This is a genomic window from Streptomyces sp. NPDC041713, assembly GCF_055591085.1.
In genome coordinates, this window is the sequence record NZ_JBVIZY010000009.1 from 15,148 (window position 1) to 27,759 (window position 12,612).

8 protein-coding genes are annotated in these 12,612 nt (G+C 71.8%); 6 read left to right on the top strand and 2 right to left on the bottom strand.

Features of this window, described 5'->3' with window-relative positions; genetic code table 11:
- Together ACZ6CV_RS25590 and ACZ6CV_RS25595 are read left to right on the top strand one after the other, a co-directional pair.
- A complete protein-coding gene (locus ACZ6CV_RS25590; protein ID WP_469253045.1) occupies nt 1-4,020 on the top strand; it encodes an SGNH/GDSL hydrolase family protein in 4,020 nt (1,339 codons plus the stop codon).
- Between the two features lie 78 nt (nt 4,021-4,098).
- The gene (locus tag ACZ6CV_RS25595) at nt 4,099-4,428 is read left to right on the top strand and encodes a hypothetical protein (RefSeq protein WP_469253046.1); all 330 of its coding nucleotides are present in this window, start codon (nt 4,099-4,101) and stop codon (nt 4,426-4,428) included.
- 186 nt (nt 4,429-4,614) lie between these two features.
- On the opposite strand, the gene ACZ6CV_RS25600 is transcribed toward ACZ6CV_RS25595, so the two are convergent.
- Nucleotides 4,615-6,531 carry an ABC transporter ATP-binding protein gene (locus ACZ6CV_RS25600; protein WP_469253047.1) on the bottom strand — a complete coding sequence of 639 codons (1,917 nt, stop codon included), beginning with the start codon at nt 6,529-6,531 and terminating at the stop codon, nt 4,615-4,617.
- Nucleotides 6,528-8,696, bottom strand: coding sequence for an ABC transporter ATP-binding protein (locus tag ACZ6CV_RS25605; RefSeq protein ID WP_469253048.1), 2,169 nt, complete (start codon nt 8,694-8,696; stop codon nt 6,528-6,530). Before ACZ6CV_RS25605 ends, ACZ6CV_RS25600 begins: the two co-directional genes overlap by 4 nt.
- 221 nt (nt 8,697-8,917) lie before the next feature.
- On the opposite strand from ACZ6CV_RS25605, the gene ACZ6CV_RS25610 reads away from it, so the two are divergent.
- From ACZ6CV_RS25610 to ACZ6CV_RS25625, 4 genes are all read left to right on the top strand, one after another.
- On the top strand, nt 8,918-9,820 hold the full coding sequence (locus ACZ6CV_RS25610; RefSeq protein ID WP_469253049.1) for an ABC transporter ATP-binding protein: 903 nt from the start codon (nt 8,918-8,920) through the stop codon (nt 9,818-9,820).
- Nucleotides 9,817-10,599, top strand: coding sequence for an ABC transporter permease (locus ACZ6CV_RS25615; protein WP_469253050.1), 783 nt, complete (start codon nt 9,817-9,819; stop codon nt 10,597-10,599). Before ACZ6CV_RS25610 ends, ACZ6CV_RS25615 begins: the two co-directional genes overlap by 4 nt.
- Before the next feature lie 137 nt (nt 10,600-10,736).
- Nucleotides 10,737-11,990, top strand: a complete 1,254-nt coding sequence (locus tag ACZ6CV_RS25620) for a sensor histidine kinase (protein WP_469253231.1) — start codon at nt 10,737-10,739, stop codon at nt 11,988-11,990.
- Complete coding sequence (locus tag ACZ6CV_RS25625; protein ID WP_355816304.1) at nt 11,980-12,612, top strand: response regulator transcription factor; 633 nt, start codon at nt 11,980-11,982, stop codon at nt 12,610-12,612. The genes ACZ6CV_RS25620 and ACZ6CV_RS25625 overlap by 11 nt, the downstream gene beginning before the upstream one ends.

Consider the following 12,612-nt stretch of genomic DNA (forward strand, 5'->3'; position numbering starts at 1 on the left):
GTGTCGAGCCGCCTGCGCACACCTCTGCTCGTCACCACGGCCATGCTGGTCGCGAGCGGACCCATGGTGTCGCAGGCACTCGCCGTAGAAGCCCAACTCCCCGCCTCCGACTCCGCCAAGGGGCCACAGACCCCACAGCAGTCCCCCGAAGAGCCCGGCTCCAGCCGCGTCACGAACCCGGACGCCAACCTCGGCAAGGACTGGAAGAAGAGCCAGGACCAGGCCGTCACCGCCGCCGCCGACGCGGACGGCCTGCGCATCCTCACCGCCGATTCGAGCAAGGCGTACGACTGGAAGACGGCCGCAGTCCTCAGCGAGCCGGGGATCCCGGCCGACTCGTGGATCGGCAACCAGTGCGTCATGGACGACTCCCATGTCGCCGCCGTATACGCCCCGCGCGCCTTCACGAACAAGCCCGGCCTCATGCAGGGCGGTGCCTTCACGGCGATCGTGGACACCAGTACGGGCGCGGTGACGAAGCTGCCGTTCACCGCCACGCTCGCCTACTTCGACCCCACCTGCAACACCACCACGCACACCGCCGCCTTCACCCAGTACCGCGACATGAACGACGCGTCGCAGGTGAAGACGCGGGTGATCACGGTGGACGCCGCCGGGAAGACGGTCGCGAAGACCGGTGAGCTGCGCGGGCAGGTGTCGTCGGCGGCCCCCGTCAAGGATGGTGTCATCGCCGGTCTCGGTCGCGACCTCGTACACGTCGGCCACGAGGGCAAGGTGCGCAGCCTCGCCCGGGGCGACAGCGTCCCCTTCGACATCCGCCCCCTGACGGGCGGCCGGATCGGCTTCGTGGACCGCAAGGGCACCAAGACGGCGCAGGCGAAGGTGTACGAAGGCGGCACCAGGCCGCGTACCGTCGCCACCGGACGCCTCGGCGACCTCGATCTGGTGCCCGGCGCACAGGGCCGTGCCTTCCTCACCGGCGACGCCAAGGACGTCAAGGTGGCGGGGAGCGGCATCACGAAGATCGACGCGCCAGCCGACACCAGCGTCTCCTCCCACGGCCGCCTGGCCGTCGAGCCCGTCCTCACCCCCGGCGTCCGCGCCGGTCTGACGCGTATCAAGGCCGCGGGGAAGGGATTCGACAGGGCCGACGAGCCCGAGGCCGGGGTGCGGTCCCGTACGGGCAAGGCCCCCGGGACAGCCGAGGACGCCGCGATCAAGGTGACATCGACCGCGACCACGACGGGCAGGAAGCTCGCACAGCGCGTCGCCCCAGCGAAGCCGGGCACGGGCAACAGCCTCTCCCCAGCCCTGACCGGCGGCGCCACGCCGCGCACACTGACCCGCGCGGCCGCGCCCGCCCCCTCGCCCGTCTCCCACGACCCCCGCGACACCGACCGCTGGTGCGCGGTCTCCCGCAACGACATGAGCGCACAGGCACTCCAGCCGACGCCGAACCAGGTCGAGTGGGCCGTGGACATGGCCGTACGCGGCGAGCTGCGCGGCAAGTGGCTGCGCCAGGGCGGTTACCGCAGCCCGGCGGGGCTCGGCACGATCGACCCGCAGGGCCTCTTCCCGCGGCCGAAGCTGAACGGCGGCGGGCACATCCCCGCCAACGTCCTGCTCGGCATCATGGCGCAGGAGTCCAACCTCTGGCAGGCCGAGAACGGCGCTGTCCCCGGGCAGATGGGCAACCCGCTGGCCGCCGTGGACGGCTACTACGGGCACAACGCCAAGGACACCCTCTTCGGCTACTGGCGCATCAACTGGAAGAAGTCCGACTGCGGTTACGGCGTCGGTCAGGTCACCGACGGCATGCGTCTGTCGGGGCACGAAAAGGAGGGCGAGACGAGCAGCACCGATCCCAAGGTGCAGAAGCTGCTCGCGATCGATTACGCCTCCAACGTCGCCGCCTCGATGAAGATCCTGGCCGACAAGTGGAACGAGGTCCACACGAAGGGGCAGACGATCACGGTCAACAATGACGACCCGTCCCGTGTGGAGAACTGGTTCACCGCGGCCTGGAACTACAACCTCGGTTTCAATCCCACGTCGGAGGCCCGGAAGCACGGCGGGCACTGGGGGCTCGGCTGGTACAACAACCCGGCGAACCCCATGTACAAGAAGGGTGCCTGGGATCACCCGTTCATGGACGTCAGCCTCAATGCGAACAACATCCGGGACGCGGCGAACCCGCAGAACTGGCCGTACGAGGAGAAAGTGCTCGGCTGGGCCGCCTGGTCCATGGACACCGGCCTCTCCTACGGCACGGACGGCCGTCAGGATTGGCCCGGCGAGTCGGGGTTCGCGTCCGCCGGTTTCCGTCCTGCCTGGTGGAACTCCACTGCTGCCCGTTCCCGGGTCAGCCCGCCGCTGGATGCCTTCTGCAACAAGAAGAACGGTTGTGACACGTCGAGCCCTCCGGACTGCCCGGACGCGAAGTGTTACGAGAAGTACTGGTGGAACCAGGAAAACGTGACGTGGAAGTCCGACTGCGCCCAGACGTGCGGGAACGAGGACATCAAGTACAAGACGCTGATCGCCGAGCCCGGACGCGGCCACCGGCTGAAATACGGTGAGCCGGTGTGCGACGCCGCCCCGAAGAACGCCGAGGTCGTCGCGTCCGTCCCCAACGGCATGCAGACCTGGTCGTCATGCGGCGAGGTGAAGTCAAAGGGCAAGTTCCAGTTCACCTTCCACCCCGACGGGGACGGTCACTACGAGGCGAAGGCCGATCTGCATTCGATCGGCGGCGGCCACGGCGGCCACTTCTGGTACACCCACACCCGCGATGAGGAGGCCCACCTCGGCGGGCCCGGCAACCGGATGACGATCGACGGCAAGTGGACGCTCGGTCACAAGCTCACCTGGGCGCGGGTGCTCGTGCACCTGCCCGACACCGGTGCGCAGACCAGGCAGGCCGCCTACGTCGTCCGCAACTCCGACTCCAAGAGCCCGAAGCGCCACGTGCTCCAGCGTGCCGGGGGCTGGGTGAGTCTCGGCGCGTTCCACTTCACGGGGACGCCGGGGGTCGAGTTGTCCAACACCACCAAGGACGGGGTGGCGGACGAGGACATCGCCTGGGGCTCGATCGCCTTCCAGCCGCTGCCGGGCAAGCCGAAGAACTCGGTCGTCGCCATGGGCGACTCCTACTCCTCGGGTGAGGGCGCGACGGAACCCGGCGGAAAGAACTACTTCTCCGAGACCGACTACAAGAACAAGCTGACCGACAAGACCACGGACAAGTGTCATCGTTCGAAGCTGGCCTGGTCCCGGCAGGCGTCTCTGCCCGGAGGCTCGCAGTCCATCGGCGAACTGGCCGACGGCTTCGATCCGCAGATGGACTACCACTTCGTGGCCTGCTCCGGAGCACGCACCTACGACATGCTCAAGGACGGCCAGTCCAGCGAGATGCCACAGGTCGCCACCGGGTACCTCGATCAGAACACCAGCCTGGTCACACTCAGCATCGGCGGCAACGACGCCCGCTTCTCGGACGTCATCACGAAGTGCATCGACGTTCCCGTGCCGTCCCTGAAGAACTGTCAGGCCGCCACGATCGGGAACGTCGATCCGGCCACCGGTGAGGCCCGGCCCGGGAGCACGGACCGGCTGGACAAGTGGGCACCGAAGTGGTTGCACGAAGCGGTGCGACCACAGATCGTCAAGGTACTCAACAAGATCCACTCCGAGGCGCCGAACGCGAAGGTCGTCCTCATGGGTTACCCGCGGCTCCTGGAGCACGACGGGTCTTGCATCTCGGCCATGGAAAAGACCGAAGGCCAGTTCGTGAACACGGTGGCCGACACGCTCGCCCAGGAGATGAAGGGCTCCGCCTCCGACGCCGGATCGTGGGCGGCCTTCTCCGACCCGCGCGACGAGTTCGCAGGAAAGGCCATCTGCGGTGACCCGGAAACCGTCCACGGCATCGTCATGACGGGCCGGTCACAGGCGGACAACGACGCGCCGGCTCCGTCGATGCAGTCCTTCCACCCCAAGCCCGCCGGAGCCCGCCTGTACGCGGACTCCCTGGAGCACACGCTCCAGGGCAAGGGCTGACCGCATTCCCGGCCGGGGGGCCTGAGTATCTACGTTCGCTCGGGCCCCCCGGTTTCCACACGGAGGAAACTCACAGCTATGGCATTCCCCCCACGCCGAAACGACGGGACGCTGGCCGCGTTCGTGGCCGTCGTCGACATCTTGATCGTGCTCTACGCGGGCTACGGCTACTCCCTGTCCGGACTGTCCTTCGGGGCGCCGAGCCCACAGGACACACAGGAGGCGGCGGACCAACGCGAGAACATCCTGTGGTTCCTGGCCTGTCTTGCGGGCGGCGGATTCTGTCTCGCCGCCGTATTCCGGTACTGGAAGACCGCCGTGACGCACCTGGCCCTCGTGGCGCTGCCGCTCCTTGTGGGACTGGGGTTCCAGGTGGCGAACTCGCACTCGGCCGCCGGCGGAGGTTGAGGTTGACGCTGCGTGGCGGTCGGGAGCGCCGGGACGGGGGCGCGGTGGTGAGTACGGTGCCGGACGCACCCGTCAACCGGGCACCACCGCAGTCGAGATCGGCCAGGTGAGCGGCCCCTGGTCAGGCCCCTCCGTATCCGGCGACCCCCGGGCGTACGGCGACATCTCGGCCGGAGGTGTCTCGCCTCACCCCACCACACTGTCCCGCCACGCCCGGTGCAGGTCGGCGAAGGCCCCCGTGCCCGCGATGAGTTCGGCGGGGGCGCCGTCCTCCACGACGCGGCCGTGTTCCATGACGAGGACGCGGTCGGCGATCTCCACCGTGGAGAGACGGTGGGCGATCACCACGGCCGTCCGGCCGCGCAGCACCGTGTGCATCGCGCGCTGCACCGCCCGCTCGCCCGGGATGTCGAGGGAGCTGGTCGCCTCGTCGAGGATCAGTACCGCCGGATCGGCGAGCAGCGCCCGCGCGAAGGCCACCAACTGCCGCTGGCCCGCGGAGATCCGGCCGCCCCGCTTGCGTACGTCGGTGTCGTACCCGTCGGGGAGCGACGCGATGAAGTCGTGGGCGCCGATGGCCTTGGCCGCGCGCTCGACCTCCTCACGGGTGGCGTCCGGGCGGCCGATCGCGATGTTCTCCGCGACCGTCCCGGAGAACAGGAACGCCTCCTGGGTCACCATGACGACCCCGCGCCGCAGCTCCGTGCCCGCGAGCTCGCGCAGGTCGACGCCGTCGAGGAGGACCCGGCCCTCGGTCGGGTCGTAGAAGCGGGCGAGCAGCTTGGCCAGCGTGGACTTGCCGGCGCCGGTGGAGCCGACCACGGCCACGGTCTGCCCGGCGGGCAGCGTCAGGTCGAAGCGGGGCAGCACCTCGCCGCCCGTGCGGTACGCGAACCGCACCCCGTCGAACCGGACCTCGCGCCCCGGGTGGCCGGACTCCAGGACGGGCAGCGGACGCGCGCGGGACGCGGGCGGCTCGGGCACGGTCGGCGTCTGCGCGAGCAGCCCCGCGATCTTCTCCAGCGAAGCGGCCGCCGACTGGTAGGAGTTGAGGAACATGCCGAGCCGGTCGATCGGGTCGTACAGACGCCGCAGGTAGAGCACCGCGGCGGCGAGGACACCGAGCGCGAGCCCGCCGTCCGCCACCCGCTGGGCGCCCCACAGCACGATCGCGGCGACGGCGGTGTTGGCGACGAGCCGCGAGCCGACCACATAGCGGGCCATCTCCAGCATGGCGTCTCCGTTGGTCCGCTCGTGCCGCCGGTTGAGCGCGCCGAACTCGGCGTCGTTCGCCCGCTCCCTGCGGAACGCCCGGACCGGCCGGATGCCGTTCATCGTCTCCGCGAACTTCACGATGACGGCGGCGATGGCGGTCGACCGGTTGCGGAACATCGCTCCCGCGCGCCGCTGGTAGAGGCGTACGAGGAGGTAGAGCGGCACGAAGGAGGCCACCGCCACCGCGCCGAGACCCAGGTCGAGCCAGAGCAGCATCGCCGAAATGTAGACGAAGGACAGCAGGACCGTGACGAGCTCCTGCAGCCCCTCGCTGAGCAGCTCGCGCAGCGACTCGACGTCCGTGGTGGAGCGGGAGATGAGCCGCCCGGAGGTGTACCGCTCGTGGAAGTCGACGCTGAGCGCCTGCGCGTGCCGGAAGATGCGGCCGCGCAGGTCGAGCAGGACGTCCTGGTTGACGCGCGCGGAGGCGACGATGAACCCGTACTGGAGCGCGCCGGAGGCCGCCGCGCAGCACAGGTAGCCGGTGCCGACGGCGATCAGCGGGCCGTAGTCGTCGGCGCGCACGGCGGGCACGCCGCGGTCGATGGCGTACGCGACGAGCAGCGGGCCCGCCTGCACCACGGCCTGCTGCAGGAGGAGCAGCACGGCGGCGAGCGTGACGCGGCCGCGCAGCGGCGAGAGCAGCGAGCGGAGGAGGGCGCGGGTGGCGCCGGGGGGCGCGGGCAGTTCGTCCCGGTCGAAGGGGTCGCCGGGGGCAGGGTCCGTGACGGCTTGATCCGCTGCCTGCGCGGGCCCGGAGGGCGGCCCGGAACGCTCGGGTTCCTCCGGGTCGAACGGCTTCTCCTGTACGGATGTCGACGAGGTCATCGAGCAGCCTCCTCGGCGGGGCGGTGGGCGGCTGGGGTGGCTGGGGCGTCGGGGCTGTCGGGGTTGTCCGGGCTGGCGGGGCTGCCGGTGGCGGCGGTACGTGTGGTCTTGTCGGGGCCGGTACGGGAGGGGGAGCCGGTTTCCGTACGAGTCGGGGAGTCGGGGTCGGTACGGGAGGGGGAGTCCGCGTCGGAGTCGGCGCAGGCGTCCGCTTCGGTGTCCGCCCCCGACATCAGCCACGCGTACTCCGCGTTCTCCCGCAGCAGTTGCTGATGCGTGCCGACGGCGGCGACCCGCCCGCCGGACAGCAGCGCGACCCGGTCGGCGAGCAGCACCGTGGAGGGGCGGTGGGCGACGACCAGCGCGGTCGTGTCCGCGAGGACCCGCCGCAGCGCCGCCTCCACCAGCGCCTCGGTGTGCACGTCGAGCGCGGACAGCGGGTCGTCCAGGACGAGGAAGCGGGGGCGGCCGACCACCGCGCGGGCCAGCGCGAGCCGTTGCCGCTGGCCGCCGGAGAGGCTCAGGCCCTGCTCGCCGACCTGGGTGCCGGTGCCCTGCGGGAGCGCGTACGCGAAGTCGGCCTGCGCCACGTCGAGGGCGCGCCGCAACTCCGCGTCGCCCGCGTGCTCGTCCGCGCCCATGAGGACGTTCTCGCCGACCGTCGCCGAGAACAGGGTCGGCTCCTCGAAGGCGACGGCGACGAGCGAACGCAGCCGTTCGCGGTCCATCGCCGTGATGTCCTCGCCGTCGAGCGTGATGCGGCCGCCGGTCGCCTCGTGCAGCCGCGGCACCAGCGCGGTGAGCGTCGTCTTGCCGCTGCCGGTCGCGCCGACCAGCGCCATGGTCTCGCCGTGGCGCACGTGCAGGTCGATGCGGGAGAGGACGGCGGGGGCGTCCGGGTCGGCGTCGGGATACCGGAACTCCACACCGTCGAACCGCAGCCCACCCCCGGCAACGGCCTCGCCGCCGGCGCCGGAGCCCGCACCAGCCCCACCGTCCGCACCAGCCCCACCGTCCGCGCCAGCCCCACCGTCCGCGCCGGCCCCGTCACCCGTACCGGCCCCGTCACCCGTACCCGCCGAGCCACCCCTACCGACTCCACCGCCCGCACCAGCCCCACCGCCCGACGAAGCACCCCCGAGAAGCGCCGCGCCCCCCGCACCCCCCGCCCCCTCCGGCTCCGCGTCCATCACCTCGAAGTACCGTTCCGTGGCCGTCGCCGACTCCTGGCTCATCGCGAGGAGGAAGCCGATCGACTCCACCGGCCAGCGCAGCGCGAGCGCCGTCGACAGGAAGGCGACCAGCGTGCCCGCGGAGAGGCCGCCGTCCGCGACCCGCACCGTGCCGAGCACCAGCGCCGCCCCGATCGCCGCCTCCGGCAACGCCATGATCACGGCGTAGATCGCGGCGAGGATCCGGGCCTTGACCAGCTCGGTGCCGCGCAGCGTGTGCGACAGCTCGCGGAAGGCCCGCGCCTGGCTGCGGTGGCGGCCGAAGCCCTTGATGATGCGGACGCCGAGCACGCTCTCCTCGACGACCGTCGTCAGATCGCCGACCTGGTCCTGCGCGCGCCGCGCCGCCGCGGTGTACCGCCCCTCGTAGTACGCGAGCGCGATCACCATCGGCACCACGGGGGTGAGCAGCACCAGGCCGAGCGTGATGTCCTGCCCGAGCAGGATGACCACGCCGACCAGGATGGTCGCGCCGTTGACCAGCAGGAACGTCAGCGGGAAGGCGAGGAACATCCGCAGCAGCATCAGATCCGTCGTGCCGCGCGAGAGCAACTGTCCCGACGCCCACCGGTCGTGGAAGGCCACCGGCAGCCGCTGCAGATGGCGGTAGAGGTCCGCCCGCATCGCGGCCTCGACGCCCGCGAGGGGCCGGGCGATCAGCCACCGCCGCAGCCCGAAGAGCAGCGCCTCCGCGGCGCCGAGCAGCAGCAGCAGGAGAGCGCCCAGCCACACCCCGCCCGCGTCCCGGTCCGCCACCGGACCGTCCACCATCCACTTGAGGACGAGGGGGAAGACGAGCCCCGTGCAGGAGGCGATGATCGCGACAACCGCCGCTGTGATCAGGCGTGTTCGGACCGGCCGGACGTACGGCCAGAGCCGCAGCAGTGTCCGTACGGTCGACCGTTCCCCGGTGGTGGCAGCTGAGTTCGACATCAGGAGCGAGCCTACGGATCGCCACTGACAGAACCCACCGAGTTTTGGCCCGCACGCGGTACTGCGCTGGTCCTAGGACCGAGGCCCCGCACCACCCCGCGCCCCGGATCCGCCCCCGCCCCGCGCCCCACAGTCGTACCCCGCCATCAACCGATCGGCTGATGCGCCTTCGAGCGGGTCGGGCGATGTGCGCACCCCCGCCCACCGGCGATTCTCGACGTATGCCCCTCATCGAAGTGCACGGACTCCAGAAGGCCTACGGCGGCCGGCCCGTCGTCGACGGCGTCTCCTTCGCCGTCGAGGAAGGCGAGATCTTCGGCATCCTCGGCCCGAACGGCGCCGGCAAGACCACCACCGTCGAGTGCGTCGAGGGGCTGCGCGTCCCCGACGCCGGATCCGTCCGCGTCGCCGGGCTCGACCCGGTCGCCGACCACGAGCGGCTCACCCGCATCCTCGGCGCGCAGCTCCAGGAGAGCGAGCTGCAGCCGAAGCTCACCGTGCGCGAGGCCCTGGAGCTGTACGCCGCGTTCTACCCGAACCCCGCCGACTGGGGGCCGCTGGCCGAACGGCTGCGGCTGACCGACAAGTTGGACAGCCGCTTCGGCAAGCTCTCCGGCGGCCAGAAGCAGCGCCTGTTCATCGCGCTCGCGCTGATCGGCAACCCGAAGGTCGTCGTCCTCGACGAGCTGACCACTGGCCTCGACCCGCGCGCCCGCCGCGACACCTGGGAGCTCATCGAGGACGTGCGCGCCGGCGGCGTCACCGTCCTGCTCGTCACCCACTTCATGGAGGAGGCCCAGCGCCTCTGCGACCGCGTCGCCGTCATCGACAAGGGCCGGGTCGCCGCCCTCGACACCCCGGCGGGCCTGATCAGCCGGTCCGCGAGCTCCACGGTCATGTCGTTCACCCCGTCCGCGCCGCTGGACGAACGCGTGCTCGCGGCGCTGCCCGCGGTCACCTCCGTCGAGCACCGCGACGGCCGCTACACCCTGAACGGCACCGACGAGACCGTCGACGCCGCCATCACGCTGCTCGCCCGGCACCACATCACCGCCCACCAACTCCGGGTCGCCGACGCCACGTTGGACGACGCCTTCCTCGACCTGACGGGAGCAACGGCATGAGCGCCGCCGCAGTCCTGCACACCGACCGGAACGACAGTCGCCGGGCGTCGCGCGCCGTGCTCACGGCCGAGCTGCGCCTCTTCCGCCGCGAACCGGCGGCCATCTTCTGGATCATGGCGTTCCCCACCGTCCTCCTGGCGGTCCTCGGCTCCATCCCGTCCTTCCGGGAGACCAGCGACTCGCTGGGCGGTCTGAGGACGATCGACGCGTACGTGCCGGTGACGGTGATCCTGCCGCTGATCATGGCGGGGCTGCAGGCCATGCCGCCGCTCATCACCGGTTACCGCGAGCGCGGCATCCTGCGCCGGATGTCCACCACGCCGGTGCGCCCCGCCGCCGTGCTCGGCACCCAGATGGGCCTCTACGGCACGGCCGCCCTCGTCTCGGCGCTGCTCTCCCTGACCGTGGGACGCCTCGCCTTCGACGTGGCCCTGCCGCGCCAGGCCTTCGGCTACGCCATCGCGCTGCTCCTCGCCATCGCGTGCGGGCTCGCCCTGGGCGCCCTGGTCTCCGCGCTGGCGCGCACCACGAAGGCCGCGACCGCCATCGGCTCCGCCGTCTTCTTCCCGATGATGTTCAGCGCGGGCGTGTGGCTGCCGGTCCAGGCGATGCCCGACGTACTGCGCCACATCGTGGAGGTCACCCCGCTCGGCGCCGCGTCCCAGGCCCTCAACGAAGCCGCGGCCGGCGACTGGCCCGGCTGGGTCCACCTCGGCGTCCTCGCGCTGTGGACCGTGGCCCTGTCGGCCGGGGCCGCCCGCTGGTTCCGGTGGGAGTGAGCCGTCCGGTGTGGTCCGCCGGGGGCACCGGGGCCGGCAGGGGCATCGGGGCCGCCGGGCGCATCGGGTCCGCCAGGGGCCCCGTGGCCGCCGGGGTGGACGACACTGGACCGGTGAGCACGAACACGACGGCCGCCATGATCACCGTCGAACAGCGCTGGGGCGCCTTCCACCGGTGGGGCCCCTACGTCCTGCTGAGCTTCGGCGTCCTCATGTCGGCCGCCACCAGCGGTGTCGTCGGCATGGGCCGCACCGAGTGGTACGTGGCAGGCGCCCTGGTCGCCGCCGGTGCCGCGCTCCAGGCGGGCTGGGGCGTCCTGAGCCGCTCCCGGCCGGGACCCTCGACCGCGGGCACCCTCTACTACGCGCTGCGCTGGGCCATCGCCTTCGGGCTGACCTGGCTCAACCCGTTCTTCGCGTTCTACGCCGTGGCCGGCTACTTCGGCGCCGAACGGCTGCTGCCGCCGCGCCTGGTCAAGCCCGGCCTCTTCGCCACCGCCGTCACCATGGCGGGCTCCCAGTCCGGCGGTCTTCCGCCGGGCAACGGCCTCGGCTGGGGCGTCTTCGGCGGACTGCTCGCCGTGAACGTCGCGCTGCTCTCCGTCTTCGCCCACCTCGCCGCCCAGGAGGACGAGCGGGCCCGCGTCCAGGCCGTCACCATCACCGAACTCGAGCGCACCAACACCGCGCTGCAGCAGGCGATGGACGAGAACGCCGCCCTGCACGCCCAGCTTCTCGTGCAGGCCCGCGAGGCGGGCGTCGCCGACGAGCGGCGCAGGCTCGCCGCCGAGATCCACGACACCATCGCGCAGGGCCTGACCGGCATCATCGCCCAGCTCCAGGTCGTGGCGGGCGCCCAGGACGCCGGGGACCGGGCGCTGGCCCGCGAGCACCTCGGCCGGGCCGCCGACCTCGCCCGGCACAGCCTGGGCGAGGCCCGCCGTTCCGTGCACAACCTCTCGCCCGCGCCGCTCGCGGACGACCGGCTGCCCGAGGCGCTGAAGAAGACCGTCGCCGAGTGGGCGGACCGCACCGGCGTCCGCGCCGAGTTCACCGTCACCGGCACCGCGGAGGACCTGCACGACGAGATCGAGGCGACCCTCCTGCGCATCGTCCAGGAGGCCCTGTCCAACGCCGCCCGGCACGCCGGGGCGAGCCGCCTCGGTGTGACCCTGTCGTTCATGGGCGACGAGGTCAGCCTGGACGTCCGCGACGACGGCCGCGGCTTCGACCCGCTCGCCACGGCGGTGCGCACCGGCACCGGCGGCTTCGGCCTCGACGGGATGCGGGCCCGCGCCGAGCGCGTCGCCGGGGCACTCACCGTGGAGTCGGAGCCCGGCGGCGGTACGGCGGTCTCCGCTCGCGTACCGTTGGTGCGCCATGAGCACTGACGTGATCACTCTCCTCCTCGTCGACGACCACCCCGTCGTCCGCGACGGCCTGCGCGGCATGTTCCTGTCCGCCCCCGGCTTCGAGGTGCTCGGCGAGGCGTCGAACGGCGTGGAGGCGGTGGCCCTGACCGCCGAACTCGACCCGGACGTCGTCCTGATGGACCTGCGCATGCCCGGCGGCAACGGCGTCGACGCGATCACCGAGCTCACCCGGCGCGGCGCCCGGTCCCGCGTCCTGGTCCTCACCACGTACGACACGGACTCCGACACGCTGCCCGCGATCGAGGCGGGCGCGACGGGATACCTGCTCAAGGACGCCCCGCGCGAGGAGCTGTTCACCGCGGTCCGCGCCGCCGCCGAGGGTCGCACGGTCCTCTCGCCCGCCGTCGCGTCCCGGCTCGTCTCACGCGTGCGCGCCCCCGGCAACGAACCGCTGAGCACCCGCGAGAGGGAGGTGCTCGCGCTCGTCGCCAAGGGCACGTCGAACCGCGCGATCGCGGCGGAGCTCTTCATCAGCGAGGCCACGGTCAAGACGCATCTCACCCACATCTACGGCAAGTTGGGCGTGAAGGACCGTGCGGCGGCGGTGGCCACGGCGTACAGCAGGGGGATCCTGGGCTGA

Coding starts and splice junctions, on each gene's coding strand:
- ACZ6CV_RS25595 (WP_469253046.1), top strand. CDS start 4,099: ATGGCATTCCCCCCACGCCGAAACGACGGGACGCTGGCCGCGTTCGTG.
- ACZ6CV_RS25600 (WP_469253047.1), bottom strand. CDS start 6,531: ATGACCTCGTCGACATCCGTACAGGAGAAGCCGTTCGACCCGGAGGAA.
- ACZ6CV_RS25605 (WP_469253048.1), bottom strand. CDS start 8,696: ATGTCGAACTCAGCTGCCACCACCGGGGAACGGTCGACCGTACGGACA.
- ACZ6CV_RS25610 (WP_469253049.1), top strand. CDS start 8,918: ATGCCCCTCATCGAAGTGCACGGACTCCAGAAGGCCTACGGCGGCCGG.
- ACZ6CV_RS25615 (WP_469253050.1), top strand. CDS start 9,817: ATGAGCGCCGCCGCAGTCCTGCACACCGACCGGAACGACAGTCGCCGG.
- ACZ6CV_RS25620 (WP_469253231.1), top strand. CDS start 10,737: ATGATCACCGTCGAACAGCGCTGGGGCGCCTTCCACCGGTGGGGCCCC.
- ACZ6CV_RS25625 (WP_355816304.1), top strand. CDS start 11,980: ATGAGCACTGACGTGATCACTCTCCTCCTCGTCGACGACCACCCCGTC.